The sequence below is a fragment of the Larkinella sp. VNQ87 genome (assembly GCF_049445795.1).
Classification (GTDB): Bacteria; Bacteroidota; Bacteroidia; order Cytophagales; family Spirosomataceae; genus Larkinella.
The window spans coordinates 307,725-320,892 of the sequence record NZ_JBMSDT010000008.1; the positions used below are offsets into that span (position 1 = coordinate 307,725).

Here is a 13,168-nt window from a genome sequence, read left to right on the forward strand (position 1 = left end):
CAGGAATTGTATGAACATTGGCATTTTGGCCCGGTATCTGGTTTTAGTGGTTGCCATTCTGGTTTACATCGGCAGTTGTTCCTCAGAGGTGATGTATTCCGCCCAGCGCGAAGGCATCATTGCCGACGACTACCGGTTTGGGGACCTCTACCGGCTGGCAAATCTGCCGCAGTTCAAAAACCGGCAGATTCCGTGTCCACCGGCGATGCCCGCCAACACGCCCCGGAAGCCCGTTCATTTTTACATCATCGGCGACAGCTTTTCCGAGCCGCCCCGGGTCACGATCAACGACCTGCCCGTCGAACGTTTCCACCGGACCAAATGGGCGTTCGACCGCTGGGTGCAACTGGATACGACCAAAACCAACATCCTCGTCATTGAAACCGTCGAGCGGCATTTCCGGGATCAGTTTGGCAAGCACATCACCGACCTGCACGTTGTTCCGGATACCACGAAAGCGGTTACCAAACCCGACACCCGCCTGACCTGGCAGTCGTTGACCAAAGAGCTGGAGACGTTGTTTTCGCGGGATGCGGTGGAGGGACGCCTGGAAACCATTCTGTTTTTCTCGGATTGGGCGCTGTGGTTCAAGGAGTTAAAAGCCTGGCTGACGCTCGACTGGTTCGGGCGGGTCAACCCCAAAACGTCGCTCTCCCCCGATGGCAAACACCTGCTGTATTATTTCGACACGGATACGTCGCTGCACAATTCGTCGTTCAAACCCCTGCCCGATTCGCTCCTGAACCGGTACATCGATACCATCAATGTGGTGGCAGACCGGTACCGGAAGGTCGGTTTTGATCAGGTTTACCTGTCCATCATTCCCAATAAAACCAGCATTTACGCGCCCGATATGGGGCCATTGCCCTACAATCACCTCATCGAACGGGTCCAGCAAAGTCCGCGTCTGAAAGTCCCGGCAATTGACATTTATACCCCTTACAAAGCCAGCCGGGAACCGCTATACGAGATCAGCGACGCCCACTGGAACTGTGCGGGTCGGGCCATCTGGATGCGGGAGGTGACGAAGGTGTTAAACGATGTCGAGGTACCAAAAAGACAGTAGCGCGCGTCACTTAGTGCAGCAAATCCCGACGGATAAAGCTGTATTCGCCGGGTTTTAATCCTTCTTTTTTAATGAATGTCGGGGGCGGGTTTTGAATAAACCGTTGTACGCTGCTATCGGCTTTGTAATAGTCCAGGATGACTGGCCGAAAAACGATCAGGTTAATGTCTTTTTGCTGCAGAAACGTATTGAAATCGGTATTACGTTTATATTCAGCATACGAGACAGCATTGCCACCAATGTAGGTAATAAGTTGATCTTTATTATCAAAAATTCGAATACGGTTTTTATCTTTCACCGATGATGTAATTTGCCGGACATAGCTGATCAATTCATTGTCGCCCGGCGATTTCGGAACCTGGCGTTGCCAGCCCCAAACCAGGAATAACCCCATCCCAAGCAGAAAAAAAACGCGCAGACCATAGCGCACCCATTCGTTTTTCCCCAACTCGTTGTTCGCTAGCGAACGCAGCCAGGGCCTTTGTTGAAGGCTGCTAACGACCAATCCAATCAGCACAGGGAAGAAGAAATAAAACGGCGGCAAATAACGCGGCTTTGTCCCCATTGAGTACAACGAACTAACGATGGGAGCCAGAATTGCCAGACTCGTCATTAAGTAAGGTAGCGGATTCTTCAGTACGGTTTCGGCTATTTTATGGCCGGTTTTTCGCAGCGAAATCATCGCCAGGAAACCTCCTATAATAAAAAGCCAGGTCAGTTTATGGTAGTACAACCGCTCGATGAATGCCAGTCCCGGCAGTTTACTGATGGGCTCTAAATACGAATAAAGAAGGGTTGCGAGTTGCTGGCCGAAGTTCCGGGCATTGAACAGGATGTGCTGTTCGAGCACCAAAGCCGGATGTTTGACCAACGCATCGCCGAATCCTTTAACGGGTTCGCCGAAAATAATGCGCGACATCACCTCATAATCGACCCAGTTGTTATACGGTTTTAACCGTTGGTCGTCCGGATGCTGCATGTTGTAATTATAGGAGAAATCCTGCTTGAAAGCACTTTCGCCTTTATCGGACAACGGACTTCCGACACTTACGAAAATTACCAGGACACTCACGACAACCCCCAGCAGAGCGATTGGCGATTGCCGAAGCCGAATCGTAACACCAATTAACACCATCAAACACAACCCAAATGAAACAATGACTTCGGGTCGAATGTAAGTGAAGACATAATAACAGAAGGTTGTCAATACCAGCGCCTTGTAAAGATTCTTTTTGAAAAACCGTTCACAGGCAACGTAAAGAAGCAGGGTGGCGAGGAATAGAAAGATGGATACTTTTACGCCTTCGGGGAAATTGATCGTCGAGAAATGAAACACCAGCGCACTGTATAAAGCCCACCACCACCGCAAACCCACCAGTCGAATGGCCGTGTACAAAACCAGGGTCGGGAGTGACGATAACAGAACCATATTCAGGTAATAAAGCCGGACCGTGTCGCTTTCGAAAAAGGAAAGAAATTTATACCAGAGCGAATAAATAGGCCCCCAGTCGGTCTGCAACCCCAGGCGAAATAAGGTGATTCCCTGGTACATATAAAATCCTTCGTCCCCCATCTGAATATTCGAAATGGCCGTGATTTGGTGATTCAGGACGTAGCAGGCCAGGGCAATCAGAAGCAGACTGATTCCGTCGAAAACACGTTCTTTCATTCAGATGGCTGGAAGGAGATTCAAAGGTATCTAAAAGCAAAAAAGCTTTCTATCCGGACGATAAAAAGCTTTGTTTTTGTAGGATGTAGCGGGCTCGAACCGCTGACCTCCGCCCTGTCAAGACGGCGCTCTGAACCAACTGAGCTAACATCCTGTCGTGTTTTCAGGCCACAAAAATAGGAGTTTTATTCGGTTTCCAAACGAACCCGGTAAACTTTTTGTGACGGAATGCGCCACAAGAGCAGCAAACCGGCGATAAACAGCACCAGCAGTGCCAGCACGCTGTTCCGCATACTGCCCGTAACCTGCTCAATCAGACCGTAAATCAGGGTGCCAATAACGATGGATAATTTTTCGGTTACATCGTAAAAGCTGAAATACGACGCCGTGTCGTGCGTGCCGTCCGGAATGAGCTTGGAGTAGGTCGCCCGCGACAGGGCCTGGATGCCGCCCATCACCAGCCCCACCAGAACAGCCAGCGCGTAAAACTGGTTTTCGGTCATGACGTAATAAGCGCCGATGCAAATGCCGATCCAGATTGTCACAGCGATCATTAGCGCGTAAATATTCCCAAACCGCCCCGATAACCGCGCAAACAGGATGGCACCCGGAATGGCAATCAACTGGATCAGCAGAATGGTAATGATCAGGCTTTGAGCAGGTAGTTTCAACTCATCGCTCCCGAAGATCGTGGCAATGTACATAACGGTTTGCACGGCCATGTTGTAAATGAAAAAAGCCAGCAGAAACTGCTTCAGTAACCGCTGCTTCTGCACCTGGCTGTACACCTTTTTCAATTCCCGAAAACCGTTGAAAATCCAGCCTCCCGCGTCGTTGGTGCGGGGACGTCGTTCGGCAGCGGGCAGATACCGGAACGAAAGCTGGGCAAAGCCAAACCACCACAGGCCCACGGTCAGGAAGGAAATCCGCGACGCCATGGCACCCGACATGCCCCCGTACCACTGCGGAAAGAGAATCATCGTCAGGTTAAAAACCATCAACAAAACGCTGCCGATGTAGCCCATAGTAAAACCGCGCGCACTGACCCGGTCGATCTGGTCTTCCGTCACGATTTCGGGCAGGTAGGAGTTGTAAAAAACGATGCTTCCGCCCCAGCCGACCAGACTTAGTATGAAGCAGAAAACCGCAAACGTCGTGGTTTCCTGCGTGAAAAAATACAGGAGCGCACAACTGACCGAGCCCAGGATGCAGAAGAATTTCATGAACCCCTTTTTCTGCCCACTGTAGTCCGCCAGCGCCGACGAAATGGGACTCAGCAGGGCAATCAACAGAAACGAAACCGAAACCGCGTAGGAAAACAGCACCGAATTTTTGACCGAAAACCCGAGAAAGTCAATGACGTTGCCTCCGGCCGCGTTTAAAGCCGTTGCGCTGAAATAGACCGGAAAAATACTGGAGACAATGACCAGCGAATGCACCGAATTAGCCCAGTCGTAGAAGCACCAGGCGTTGATGACACGGGGATTATTTTTCATGAACCAGTGGGTAGAGGCCGTAAAACCAAATGCTTGAAAGATACGGCAAAAAAGAGGTATTCTAAACTTCTGTTCTTAAATCGCGGTTAAAACAACAACCTACAGGTACATTAAAGCCCGTTTTACCATGAATCGACTGGCCCACGAAACAAGTCCTTACCTGCTGCAACACGCCCACAACCCCGTCGACTGGTTTCCGTGGGGTGCCGAAGCCCTGCAAAAAGCGCGGGATGAAAACAAACCGATTCTGGTTAGTATTGGGTATTCGGCCTGCCACTGGTGCCACGTCATGGAACGCGAATCGTTTGAAAACCAACAGGTTGCTTCGCTAATGAATGCCCACTTTGTCTGCATAAAAGTCGACCGCGAAGAGCGCCCGGACGTGGATGCCATCTACATGGATGCTGTGCAGGCGATGGGCGTGCAGGGGGGCTGGCCGCTGAATGTTTTTTTGATGCCCGATGCCAAGCCTTTTTACGGTCTGACGTATCTGCCTCCTCAGCAATGGATGAACCTGCTGGGCAGCGTCCGGTCGGCCTTCAATGAGCACCGGGATCAACTGGCCGATTCGGCGGAAGGCTTTGCCCGGCAGCTGAACATGAGCGTTTCGGAGCAGTATTACCTGACCAATCAGGCCCCCGCTTTTTCGCGCGAATTGCTCGATGCGATGTACCAGAAGCTGTCGGCTTCGTTCGATCCGGTGAAAGGTGGACCACGCCGGGCACCCAAGTTTCCGATGCCGAGCATCTACGGTTTTTTGCTGCGGTTTTACCAGGTTACTCAAAACCAGGAAGCCTTGCAGCACATCCGGCGCACGCTCGACTTTATGGCGCTGGGCGGTATTTACGACCAGTTGGGGGGCGGTTTTGCCCGGTATTCCGTCGACGACCAGTGGTTTGCTCCGCACTTCGAAAAAATGCTGTACGACAACGGCCAGTTGGTTACGTTGTATTCGGAAGCCTATAGCCTGACTCAGCGGGACTTGTATCGGCAAACGGTTTATCAGACAATCGAATTTCTAAAACGTGAACTGACGAGTCCGGAAGGCGGTTTTTACTCCGCCCTGGATGCCGACAGCGAGGGCGTCGAGGGCAAGTTTTACACCTGGACGACGGCCGAGTTACAGACCTTGCTGGGCGACGACTTCAACTGGTTCAGCGAGTTATACCACATTTCGCCCGATGGCAACTGGGAGGAACACGCGGGCGTGGGCCGGAACATTCTGCACCGGGTTAGTACTGATGAGGATTTTGCCCGGATGCAGGGCCTGACGCAGGCCGAATTATCCGACAGACTAACGCGGACTCATCAAAAGCTACTGGCCGTCCGTGACCAGCGGATTCGCCCCGGTCTGGACGATAAAATCCTTTGCTCCTGGAACGGTTTGATGTTGAAGGGACTGGTGACGGCGTACCGGGTTTTCGGCGAACCATCGTTTCTGGAACTGGCCGAACGAAATGCCCGCTTTATCCGGGAAAAACTGACCCAGCCGGAAACCGGACGGCTCTGGCATAGCTATAAATCGGGGGCAAACAGCGCGCCCGGAATGGCCACGATCACGGCCTATCTGGAAGATTATGCCGCTGTGATCGACGCCTATCTGGCTTTGTACCAGGCCACATTCAACGAATCCTACTTGCAGGAAGCCGACCGGCTGGCCCGGTACACGCTCGATCAGTTCTGGGATGAAGAAGACCACTTGTTCTTTTTCACGGACCAAACCGCCGAAGCCCTGATTGCCCGGAAGAAAGAGGTTTTTGATAACGTCATTCCGGCCTCCAACTCCATCATGGCGCACAACCTGTATACGCTTAGTCTGTTGCTGGAGCGGCCGGTCGACGGCTCTCCGGCGTACACCGATCTCGTCAATGCTATGCTGGGGCGGGTCCAGCCGTTGTTGCAGCAAAATGCGGATTACCTGACGCATTGGGCGGCTTTGTACGCGCTGCGGGTGCAGCCCACCGCCGAAATTGCCCTGGTTGGGCCGGAAACTCAGGCGTTTCGGAAGGAAATCGACCAGCGGTTTTATCCCAATAAGGTGCTGGCCGGAACAGAAACAACGAGCGATTTGCCGCTACTGGAAAACCGGTCGACCCTCAACGGGCAAACGGCCATTTACGTCTGTTACAACCGGGCGTGTCAATTGCCGGTGACCAGCGTTGAAGAAGCGTTTCAGAATCTGGAGCAGTAACGAAGAATGCCTCCTCGCTTTGGTTGGACCTACGGAAATGGTTCGTTGGTTACTCAATTCGCTAGATCGTTCACATCATGGGCCACAAAAATCCGGAAACTGGATAGAATCTGCTGGTCAACGGTAGCTTGCTTTCTCATCGCATCCAAACTTTTCCCGTGATCCTGCGTCCGGCCCCAGATCAGCAGAAAGAGTCCAACGGCCAGATAAAAACCTACCAGCATCAGTCGATGTCCAAAAACTTTTTTCATAGCACCTTTCCAAATTGCGGGTTGGCCGGTTAAAGCCGTCCCGATGAACAGATGCCCAAAAGTAGTCGGTACAAACGAAATCTATATACGTAGTTTCCCCTGTTTTGTACGCGTACTTAACCCTTTTTAGTACCCACGGACTTTAGTCCGTGAGAGCTGCAATGATCTAGTAGTTGGTATCAACTTAGAGATGGGCTAACTCACACGGACTAAAGTCCGTGGGTACGGGTACGTCAGGAAATACGGCCGGGATTCTCGCTGGCAAACGCCGACCAGGCCCCTTTTTTCGATTTCTTTCCGGTTGATTTCGCGCCCGGCAGCGCATTTTTATGGAAGTGATGGCAGATCGCAATCGCCAGCGCATCGGTGGCGTCGAAGAACTCGGGGTCCAGTTCGACTTTCAATAAATGCCCCACCATGTTGGAAACCTGCTCCTTGGACGCGTTGCCATTGCCCGTCACCGACTGCTTAATCCGGCGGGGTGCGTACTCCACAATCGGAATGCTGCGTGACAACGCTGCCGCCATCACCACGCCCTGCGCCCGACCCAGTTTTAGCATGGCCTGCACGTTTTTTCCGAAAAACGGATCTTCGATGGCCATCTCATCGGGCAGATGCTCTTCGATCAACTGGAGCATCCGGTCGAAGAGTTTCTTCAGTTTCAGTTCGTGGGTGCTATATTTGCTCAGGTGAATGACGCCGTACTGCAACAGGTGCATCTGATCCTTGCGGAGACCAATGACCCCGTAACCGGCAATCTGGGTGCCCGGATCAACGCCCAGAATGATTTTGTCGTACGACTCGGAATCGGGAAGGGATACAGCAGGCATGGAATAGTCGTACGGTGTTTTAGCAGTAATCTTATGCAAAGTAACGGGTTCACCCCTCAAAGAACGCATTCCACCACCAAAAAAATCATCTTTTGGGCAAAAATCGCTATCCTGACGCTGATTATCAGCTACATCCTAATGACGGTAAACCGGCAGCAGCATGACCTCCGCTCCGTCTGGCGGTATTGGCAGGCTGCCGACTGGTTTAGCTTGCCGGTTTTGGGGCTCCTGCTACTCACGCCCGTCAACTGGCTGCTGGAAGCGCTAAAATGGCAGATTCTGGTCCAGCGGGTCGAACCTATCTCGCTGGGCGAAGCGACCCAAGGCGTGCTGGCCGGACTGGCGATGGGATTCGCTTTACCGGCCCAACTGGGCGATACGGCCGGTCGGCTCCTGTCGCTCCGCTCCGACCAGCGCTGGCAGGGCATTGGGGCGGCTCTGGTGTCAGGCGGGATGCAGTTTCTGGCCGCCGTTTTCTTCGGAACCCTGGCGTTGGGCGTTCACCTTCGGACGAGCGCCCCGCAAACTCTGATGATCCACACGGTTCTGTTCTGGAGCTTACTTTTCATTCTTTTTCTCAGCCTGTTGGCCGCCTGGCAACGGCACCGGTTTGCCCATAGCCGGTTTCGCTGGTTGCAACGCTGGGAAAAGTATTGGTCCGTAGCAACTTATTACAGTTCGGTCGAACTGGCGTCTTCCTTCGCAGCGGCTTTGGCGCGGTACCTGACTTTTTCGCTCCAGTTTTACCTGGCATTGGTCATTTTTGGCATTCAGTTGCCCGCCCGGGAAACCGCTGTCGGCATTGGGCTGGTGTATTTGGGCAAAACCATCATTCCGGCCTTCAATCTGCTGAGTGATCTGGGCGTTCGCGAAGCGACCTCCCTTTGGGTCTTTGGACAATGGCAGGTTCCGGCTCCGCAGATTCTCTCGGCCACCCTGACGCTTTGGCTCGTCAACATCCTGGCCCCGGTGTTGGCCGGGCTCTTCTGGGTCTGGAAACTAAAATTATCAACAAACTGACCGTTAATGCTTTATACATTACTTTGTATACTCATTCTTTATGCAGTCTTCACTCTCCTGCTGACCATTACCTGGTGGCGCATGACGGTTTTTAGCGTTCAGAACAACCGGCCGAAAACCGAATTACCCACGTTCAGCGTCATTATTCCGGTTCGGAATGAAGAACACACCCTCCCACTTTTGCTGGAGGACTTGGCCCGGCAAACCTATTCATTCGCTCATTTTGAAGTCATTGTGGCCGACGATTCCTCCACCGACAACACCCTGTCCGTGGCAAAGTCGCTCGTCAATGCCATGCCCTATGCCCTCTGCCCTCTGCCCCTCACCAACGAGCCGACTTCCTCCCCCAAGAAACGCGCCATTCGGCAGAGCATCGCGCAGGCAACCGGCGACCTGATTGTAACCACCGACGGCGACTGCCGCGTCAGCCCCCGCTGGCTGGAAACAATTGCCGGTTTTTACCAGCAAACCGGTGCCCGGTTGATCAGCGGCCCCATTAGTTTTACGGACAACGAGACGGTTTTTGGGAAACTACAGACCGTCGAAAGCAGCAGCCTGATCGGTTCGGGGGCCTGCACGATGGCCTGGGGCTTTCCGACCATGTGTAACGGAGCCAACCTAACCTACGAAAAGCGCGTTTTTGAAGAAGTAGGCGGTTTTGAGGGCATTGACCATGTGGCCTCCGGTGACGATGAGTTGCTGATGCACAAGATTGCCAGCCGCTATCCGAACGGTGTTAGATTTCTAAAAAGCCCGGATGCCATCGTCCAAACCGCTCCTCAACCCAACTGGCAAGCTTTTTACCAGCAACGCAAACGCTGGGCCAGCAAATGGCGGGCGTATCAGAGTGTGTTACCTTCTTTGCTGGCGGCTTTTATCTTTGCCAGCAACCTGGCGGTTCCGTTGGCGGTTATCGGTTATGCTGTCGCCGGGTGGTCGGGGTTCCAACTTATCGGCCTGCTGGCCTTGAAAGCTGTGCCGGAGTGGCTATTTTTGGGGTCGGTACTGGGGTTTCTCCGGAAAAAACCGGTTATTCCCTGGATCCTGGTTACCCAACTGGTGTATCCGTTGTACGTCGTATTTTTTGGTCTGGTTGCCCAGCAGAAAGGGTTTCAGTGGAAAGGTCGCACGCTCCGCTGAGCCACCAAAACCGCCTGACAAACTGAGCGTATGTTTTTGTACAAAACCAATTTTCTGCTTCGGACGGTTTTCCCCCGCTATCAGTGGCGCGTTCGAACAACCGAGAAGGTTATCTACCTGACCTTCGACGACGGCCCCATCCCGGAGGTAACGGAATTCGTGCTGGAAACGCTGGAGAAATATGGGGCCAAAGCGACGTTTTTCTGCATCGGAGATAATGTCCGCAAGCATCCTGGCGTCTTTCGACGCGTACAACAGGGAGGCCATTCCATTGGAAATCACACCTTTAACCATCTGAACGGCTGGAAAACCGACGATAGTCCGTACCTGGATAATTTCCGCCAGTGTCAGCAGCAACTCGGCTTGCCGACGCGCCTTTTTCGTCCTCCCTACGGCCGGATGAAACGCTCTCAGGCGACGGAAGTGCTGAAAACACACGATGTCATTATGTGGGATGTGCTGACGGGCGACTTTTCGCTTTCGCTGACGCCCGACGTAGTTTTAGCTAAAACCCTGAAATACACCGAATCCGGTTCAATTGTCCTGTTTCACGACAGCATCAAGGCCTGGCCGCGCATGAGTCATGCCCTCCCGCACGTGCTCGATCACTTTTCGACGCGGGGGTACCGCTTTGAAGCCTTACCCCAAACGACTTCGTGAGCATGGACACCAGCATCCTGATTGCCGCCCGCAACGAAGAAGCCAACATCCAGCGTTGCCTTCAGGCCTTGGAACGGCTCCGCTACCCCACCAACCGCTTCGAAGTCCTGCTAGGCGATGATCAGTCGGACGATCAAACCGCTGCCCTGATCACGGCCTTCATCCGGGACAAACCGCATTTCCGGTTGTTTCGGATCACCGAACGCCTTGGGCATCAGGCCGGAAAAGCCAACGTACTGGCCCAATTGGCCCAACACGCCCGGGGGCGCATTTTGCTCTTCACCGATGCCGACTGCGAAGTGCCCCCCGACTGGATTGCCGGAATGCTGGAACCCTTTGCGCGGGAAAAAACCGGTATCCTGACCGGTTGTACACAAATTGTTGGAAAAACCGGTTTTCAGAAATTGCAGGCCATCGACTGGTTTTACGGCCAATACCTGATCAAACAATTTACCGACTGGCGGATTCCGGTTACGGCAATGGGCAACAACATGGCGGTGCGCCGGACGGCCTACGAGGCCGTGGGCGGGTACGAGCGGTTACCGTTTTCGGTGGTTGAAGATTATCAGCTCTTTACCGAAATCGTGCGTCGCCGGTTTGCCTTCGCCCAACGCTTCGACCCGGCGGTTCTGGCGACCACCCAACCCCTACCGAACTGGCAAAGTTGGTTACAACAACGCAAACGCTGGATGGTGGGGGCGTTGCAATTACCGGTCTATTTTGTGGCTCTTTTTCTGCTGCAATTGCTTTTTTACCCTTTCCTGATCGCCCTGGTGTTCTGGAATCCCATCGCAGCCGCAACCATCTGGGCGCTGAAGGTTGTTGTTCAGTCAGCCCAATTGCTGTGGATTTTAAAGCGGTTTCGCCGGTGGGACTTGCTTTCGTACGTGCCCGCCTATGAACTTTACCTGCACATTGGGTACGTTATTTCGTTGATTTATTATTGGTTACCGACTCGATTGGTCTGGAAAGGCCGCACGTATTGATGATTGACACGCACGCACATATTTACGACCCGGACTTCGTGGATCCGGAAGCCATGCTGGCAGCCGCCGAAGAACAGAGAATTTCCGAAATCTGGATGCCGAATTGCGACCACACCACCATCGACGCCATGATGGTTCTGGCCGAGCGCTACCCCGGCCGGTGTCGGCCGATGATGGGGTTACATCCCTGTTACATTAGTGAAACCGTTGAAGCCGAACTGGCTACCATCGAAAGCTGGCTAAACCGGTATCCGTTCCTCGCCATCGGCGAAATTGGGCTGGACTTTTACTGGGATCTGACCCACGTCGACCGCCAGTTTGAAGCCTTTACGGTTCAATTGCAATGGGCCTCGCAGCGGAATTTGCCCATCTCCATCCACAGCCGGTCGGCGAAAGATGGCAGTCGCAACGCCTTTGCCGAAGCCGCTGACCTGATCGAAAAGCTGGCTCTGCCGAACCTGAACGGTATTTTTCACTGCTTCGTCGGCACGGTCGACGAAGCCCGGCGCGCCGTTGAACTGGGCTTTAAGTTGGGCATTGGCGGGGTTTCGACCTTCAAGAATGGCGGTTTGGACAAGGTGTTGCCGGACATCGGGCTGGAGCATCTGGTGCTGGAAACCGACGCTCCTTACCTGGCTCCGGTTCCGTACCGGGGTAAACGCAACGAACCGGCTTATCTGCCGTTGATTGCCCAGCGCATTGCCGATCTGAAGCAGGTGCCGCTGGCTGTAGTATCCGAACAGACCACCCAAAACGCCCAGGGCCTGTTAATCCGCTGATTATGTACCGTACCATTCATATTAATCCGGCGTTGCCCGGAAAACCGCGTTCATCGGTTTTGGTGATTTACACTGGAGGAACGCTCGGCATGGTGTACGACCGGCAGAACGACCAGTTGGTTCCCTTTGATTTCGAGCAGGTGCTGGACCGCGTTCCCGAAATCCGCCGACTGGATTTTGAACTAACCGTGGTGGTGCTGAACGAACTTCTCGATTCGTCGAACATGAAACCGGCCAACTGGATTCACATGGCCCGTATCATCCGGGAAAATTACGAAGCCTACGACAGCTTCGTGATCCTGCACGGGACCGATACGATGGCCTACACGGCGTCGGCCCTCAGTTTTTTGCTGGAAGGCCTGAACAAACCGGTTATTCTGACAGGGGCGCAGCTACCCATCGGGGTGGCCCGCTCGGATGCCCGGGAGAACTTCATCACGGCGCTGGAAATTGCGGCTGCGCAAGAAAACGGCCAACCGCTGGTTCCCGAAGTCTGCATTTACTTTAACTCCTTGTTACTCCGGGGAAACCGGGCCAAGAAAAAGGAAAGTGTTCATTTCAATGCCTTTCACTCCGAAAATTACCCGCATCTGGCGATGGCGGGGGTCAGTATTGAGTACAACACGCCCTTTATTCGACCCTATTCGTCCGAAAACCGGCTGGTCGTGCACGAAGAAATGGATACGCAGGTGATCGTGATGCCGCTGTTTCCGGGCATCAGCCAGCCGATTGTGAGCGGAATTCTGGGCATTCCGGGCCTGCGGGGGCTAGTGCTCGAAAGCTACGGCGCGGGCAATGCCCCGACGGAAACCTGGTTTCTGAACGCCCTGGGCAGCGCCATCGACCGGGGGCTGGTGATCGTCAACGTTTCGCAATGCGACGGGGGCCGGGTGACGCAGGGCCGCTATCAGACCAGCAAACAACTCGGCGGCATCGGGGTGCTGAGCGGCAGCGACATGACCGTGGAAGCCGCCATCACGAAACTCATGTTCCTGCTGGCGAACGAACCGGACCCGGAAATCCGCAAAAAACGACTGACGGAGCCTATTTGTGGAGAAATGAGTGTGTGAAGGCACAAAC

Annotated in this window: 12 protein-coding genes and 1 tRNA gene; 8 read left to right on the plus strand and 5 right to left on the minus strand. The window is 53.6% G+C overall.

Annotated features, from left to right (window positions below):
• Positions 1-10: 10 nt before the first annotated feature.
• Positions 11-1,066, plus strand: coding sequence for a hypothetical protein (locus tag ACO2Q8_RS15975; protein WP_423345835.1), 1,056 nt, complete (start codon positions 11-13; stop codon positions 1,064-1,066).
• Positions 1,067-1,076: 10 nt separating this feature from the next.
• On the opposite strand, the gene ACO2Q8_RS15980 is transcribed toward ACO2Q8_RS15975, so the two are convergent.
• The 3 genes from ACO2Q8_RS15980 to ACO2Q8_RS15990 form a co-directional block, all read right to left on the minus strand.
• Positions 1,077-2,735, minus strand: coding sequence for a hypothetical protein (locus tag ACO2Q8_RS15980; protein WP_423345836.1), 1,659 nt, complete (start codon positions 2,733-2,735; stop codon positions 1,077-1,079).
• Positions 2,736-2,814: 79 nt separating this feature from the next.
• Positions 2,815-2,889 (minus strand) — tRNA-Val (locus ACO2Q8_RS15985).
• Positions 2,890-2,920: 31 nt separating this feature from the next.
• Positions 2,921-4,231 (minus strand): MFS transporter, encoded by a 1,311-nt coding sequence (locus ACO2Q8_RS15990; protein ID WP_423345837.1) that lies wholly within the window; start codon positions 4,229-4,231, stop codon positions 2,921-2,923.
• A gap of 127 nt (positions 4,232-4,358) precedes the next feature.
• On the opposite strand from ACO2Q8_RS15990, the gene ACO2Q8_RS15995 reads away from it, so the two are divergent.
• Positions 4,359-6,422, plus strand: coding sequence for a thioredoxin domain-containing protein (locus ACO2Q8_RS15995; RefSeq protein WP_423345838.1), 2,064 nt, complete (start codon positions 4,359-4,361; stop codon positions 6,420-6,422).
• 53 nt (positions 6,423-6,475) lie between these two features.
• Here the strand turns inward: ACO2Q8_RS15995 and ACO2Q8_RS16000 are convergent, their stop codons facing one another.
• Together ACO2Q8_RS16000 and ruvC are read right to left on the minus strand one after the other, a co-directional pair.
• Positions 6,476-6,673 carry a hypothetical protein gene (locus ACO2Q8_RS16000; protein ID WP_423345839.1) on the minus strand — a complete coding sequence of 66 codons (198 nt, stop codon included), beginning with the start codon at positions 6,671-6,673 and terminating at the stop codon, positions 6,476-6,478.
• Positions 6,674-6,906: 233 nt separating this feature from the next.
• Complete coding sequence (gene ruvC / locus ACO2Q8_RS16005; protein ID WP_423345840.1) at positions 6,907-7,503, minus strand: crossover junction endodeoxyribonuclease RuvC; 597 nt, start codon at positions 7,501-7,503, stop codon at positions 6,907-6,909.
• 33 nt (positions 7,504-7,536) lie between these two features.
• On the opposite strand from ruvC, the gene ACO2Q8_RS16010 reads away from it, so the two are divergent.
• From ACO2Q8_RS16010 to ACO2Q8_RS16035, 6 genes are read left to right on the plus strand one after another with little or no spacing between them, the layout of a single operon-like run.
• Positions 7,537-8,523 (plus strand): lysylphosphatidylglycerol synthase domain-containing protein, encoded by a 987-nt coding sequence (locus tag ACO2Q8_RS16010; protein WP_423345841.1) that lies wholly within the window; start codon positions 7,537-7,539, stop codon positions 8,521-8,523.
• A 6-nt stretch (positions 8,524-8,529) separates the two neighbouring features.
• Positions 8,530-9,663: a glycosyltransferase gene (locus ACO2Q8_RS16015; RefSeq protein WP_423345842.1), complete on the plus strand. Its 1,134-nt coding sequence runs from the start codon at positions 8,530-8,532 to the stop codon at positions 9,661-9,663.
• Positions 9,664-9,693: 30 nt separating this feature from the next.
• Positions 9,694-10,323, plus strand: coding sequence for a polysaccharide deacetylase family protein (locus ACO2Q8_RS16020; protein ID WP_423345843.1), 630 nt, complete (start codon positions 9,694-9,696; stop codon positions 10,321-10,323).
• A gap of 2 nt (positions 10,324-10,325) precedes the next feature.
• Positions 10,326-11,309: a glycosyltransferase gene (locus ACO2Q8_RS16025; RefSeq protein ID WP_423345844.1), complete on the plus strand. Its 984-nt coding sequence runs from the start codon at positions 10,326-10,328 to the stop codon at positions 11,307-11,309.
• The gene (locus tag ACO2Q8_RS16030) at positions 11,309-12,088 is read left to right on the plus strand and encodes a TatD family hydrolase (protein WP_423345845.1); all 780 of its coding nucleotides are present in this window, start codon (positions 11,309-11,311) and stop codon (positions 12,086-12,088) included. The genes ACO2Q8_RS16025 and ACO2Q8_RS16030 overlap by 1 nt, the downstream gene beginning before the upstream one ends.
• Positions 12,088-13,158 (plus strand): asparaginase, encoded by a 1,071-nt coding sequence (locus tag ACO2Q8_RS16035; protein WP_423345900.1) that lies wholly within the window; start codon positions 12,088-12,090, stop codon positions 13,156-13,158. Before ACO2Q8_RS16030 ends, ACO2Q8_RS16035 begins: the two co-directional genes overlap by 1 nt.
• Positions 13,159-13,168 lie beyond the last annotated feature (10 nt).

Excerpts from the sequence above, each read along its gene's own strand:
- ACO2Q8_RS15975 (WP_423345835.1), top strand. The coding sequence starts at position 11 with ATGAACATTGGCATTTTGGCCCGGTATCTGGTTTTAGTGGTTGCCATT.
- ACO2Q8_RS15980 (WP_423345836.1), bottom strand. The coding sequence starts at position 2,735 with ATGAAAGAACGTGTTTTCGACGGAATCAGTCTGCTTCTGATTGCCCTG.
- ACO2Q8_RS15990 (WP_423345837.1), bottom strand. The coding sequence starts at position 4,231 with ATGAAAAATAATCCCCGTGTCATCAACGCCTGGTGCTTCTACGACTGG.
- ACO2Q8_RS15995 (WP_423345838.1), top strand. The coding sequence starts at position 4,359 with ATGAATCGACTGGCCCACGAAACAAGTCCTTACCTGCTGCAACACGCC.
- ACO2Q8_RS16000 (WP_423345839.1), bottom strand. The coding sequence starts at position 6,673 with ATGAAAAAAGTTTTTGGACATCGACTGATGCTGGTAGGTTTTTATCTG.
- ruvC (WP_423345840.1), bottom strand. The coding sequence starts at position 7,503 with ATGCCTGCTGTATCCCTTCCCGATTCCGAGTCGTACGACAAAATCATT.
- ACO2Q8_RS16010 (WP_423345841.1), top strand. The coding sequence starts at position 7,537 with ATGCAAAGTAACGGGTTCACCCCTCAAAGAACGCATTCCACCACCAAA.
- ACO2Q8_RS16015 (WP_423345842.1), top strand. The coding sequence starts at position 8,530 with ATGCTTTATACATTACTTTGTATACTCATTCTTTATGCAGTCTTCACT.
- ACO2Q8_RS16020 (WP_423345843.1), top strand. The coding sequence starts at position 9,694 with ATGTTTTTGTACAAAACCAATTTTCTGCTTCGGACGGTTTTCCCCCGC.
- ACO2Q8_RS16025 (WP_423345844.1), top strand. The coding sequence starts at position 10,326 with ATGGACACCAGCATCCTGATTGCCGCCCGCAACGAAGAAGCCAACATC.
- ACO2Q8_RS16030 (WP_423345845.1), top strand. The coding sequence starts at position 11,309 with ATGATTGACACGCACGCACATATTTACGACCCGGACTTCGTGGATCCG.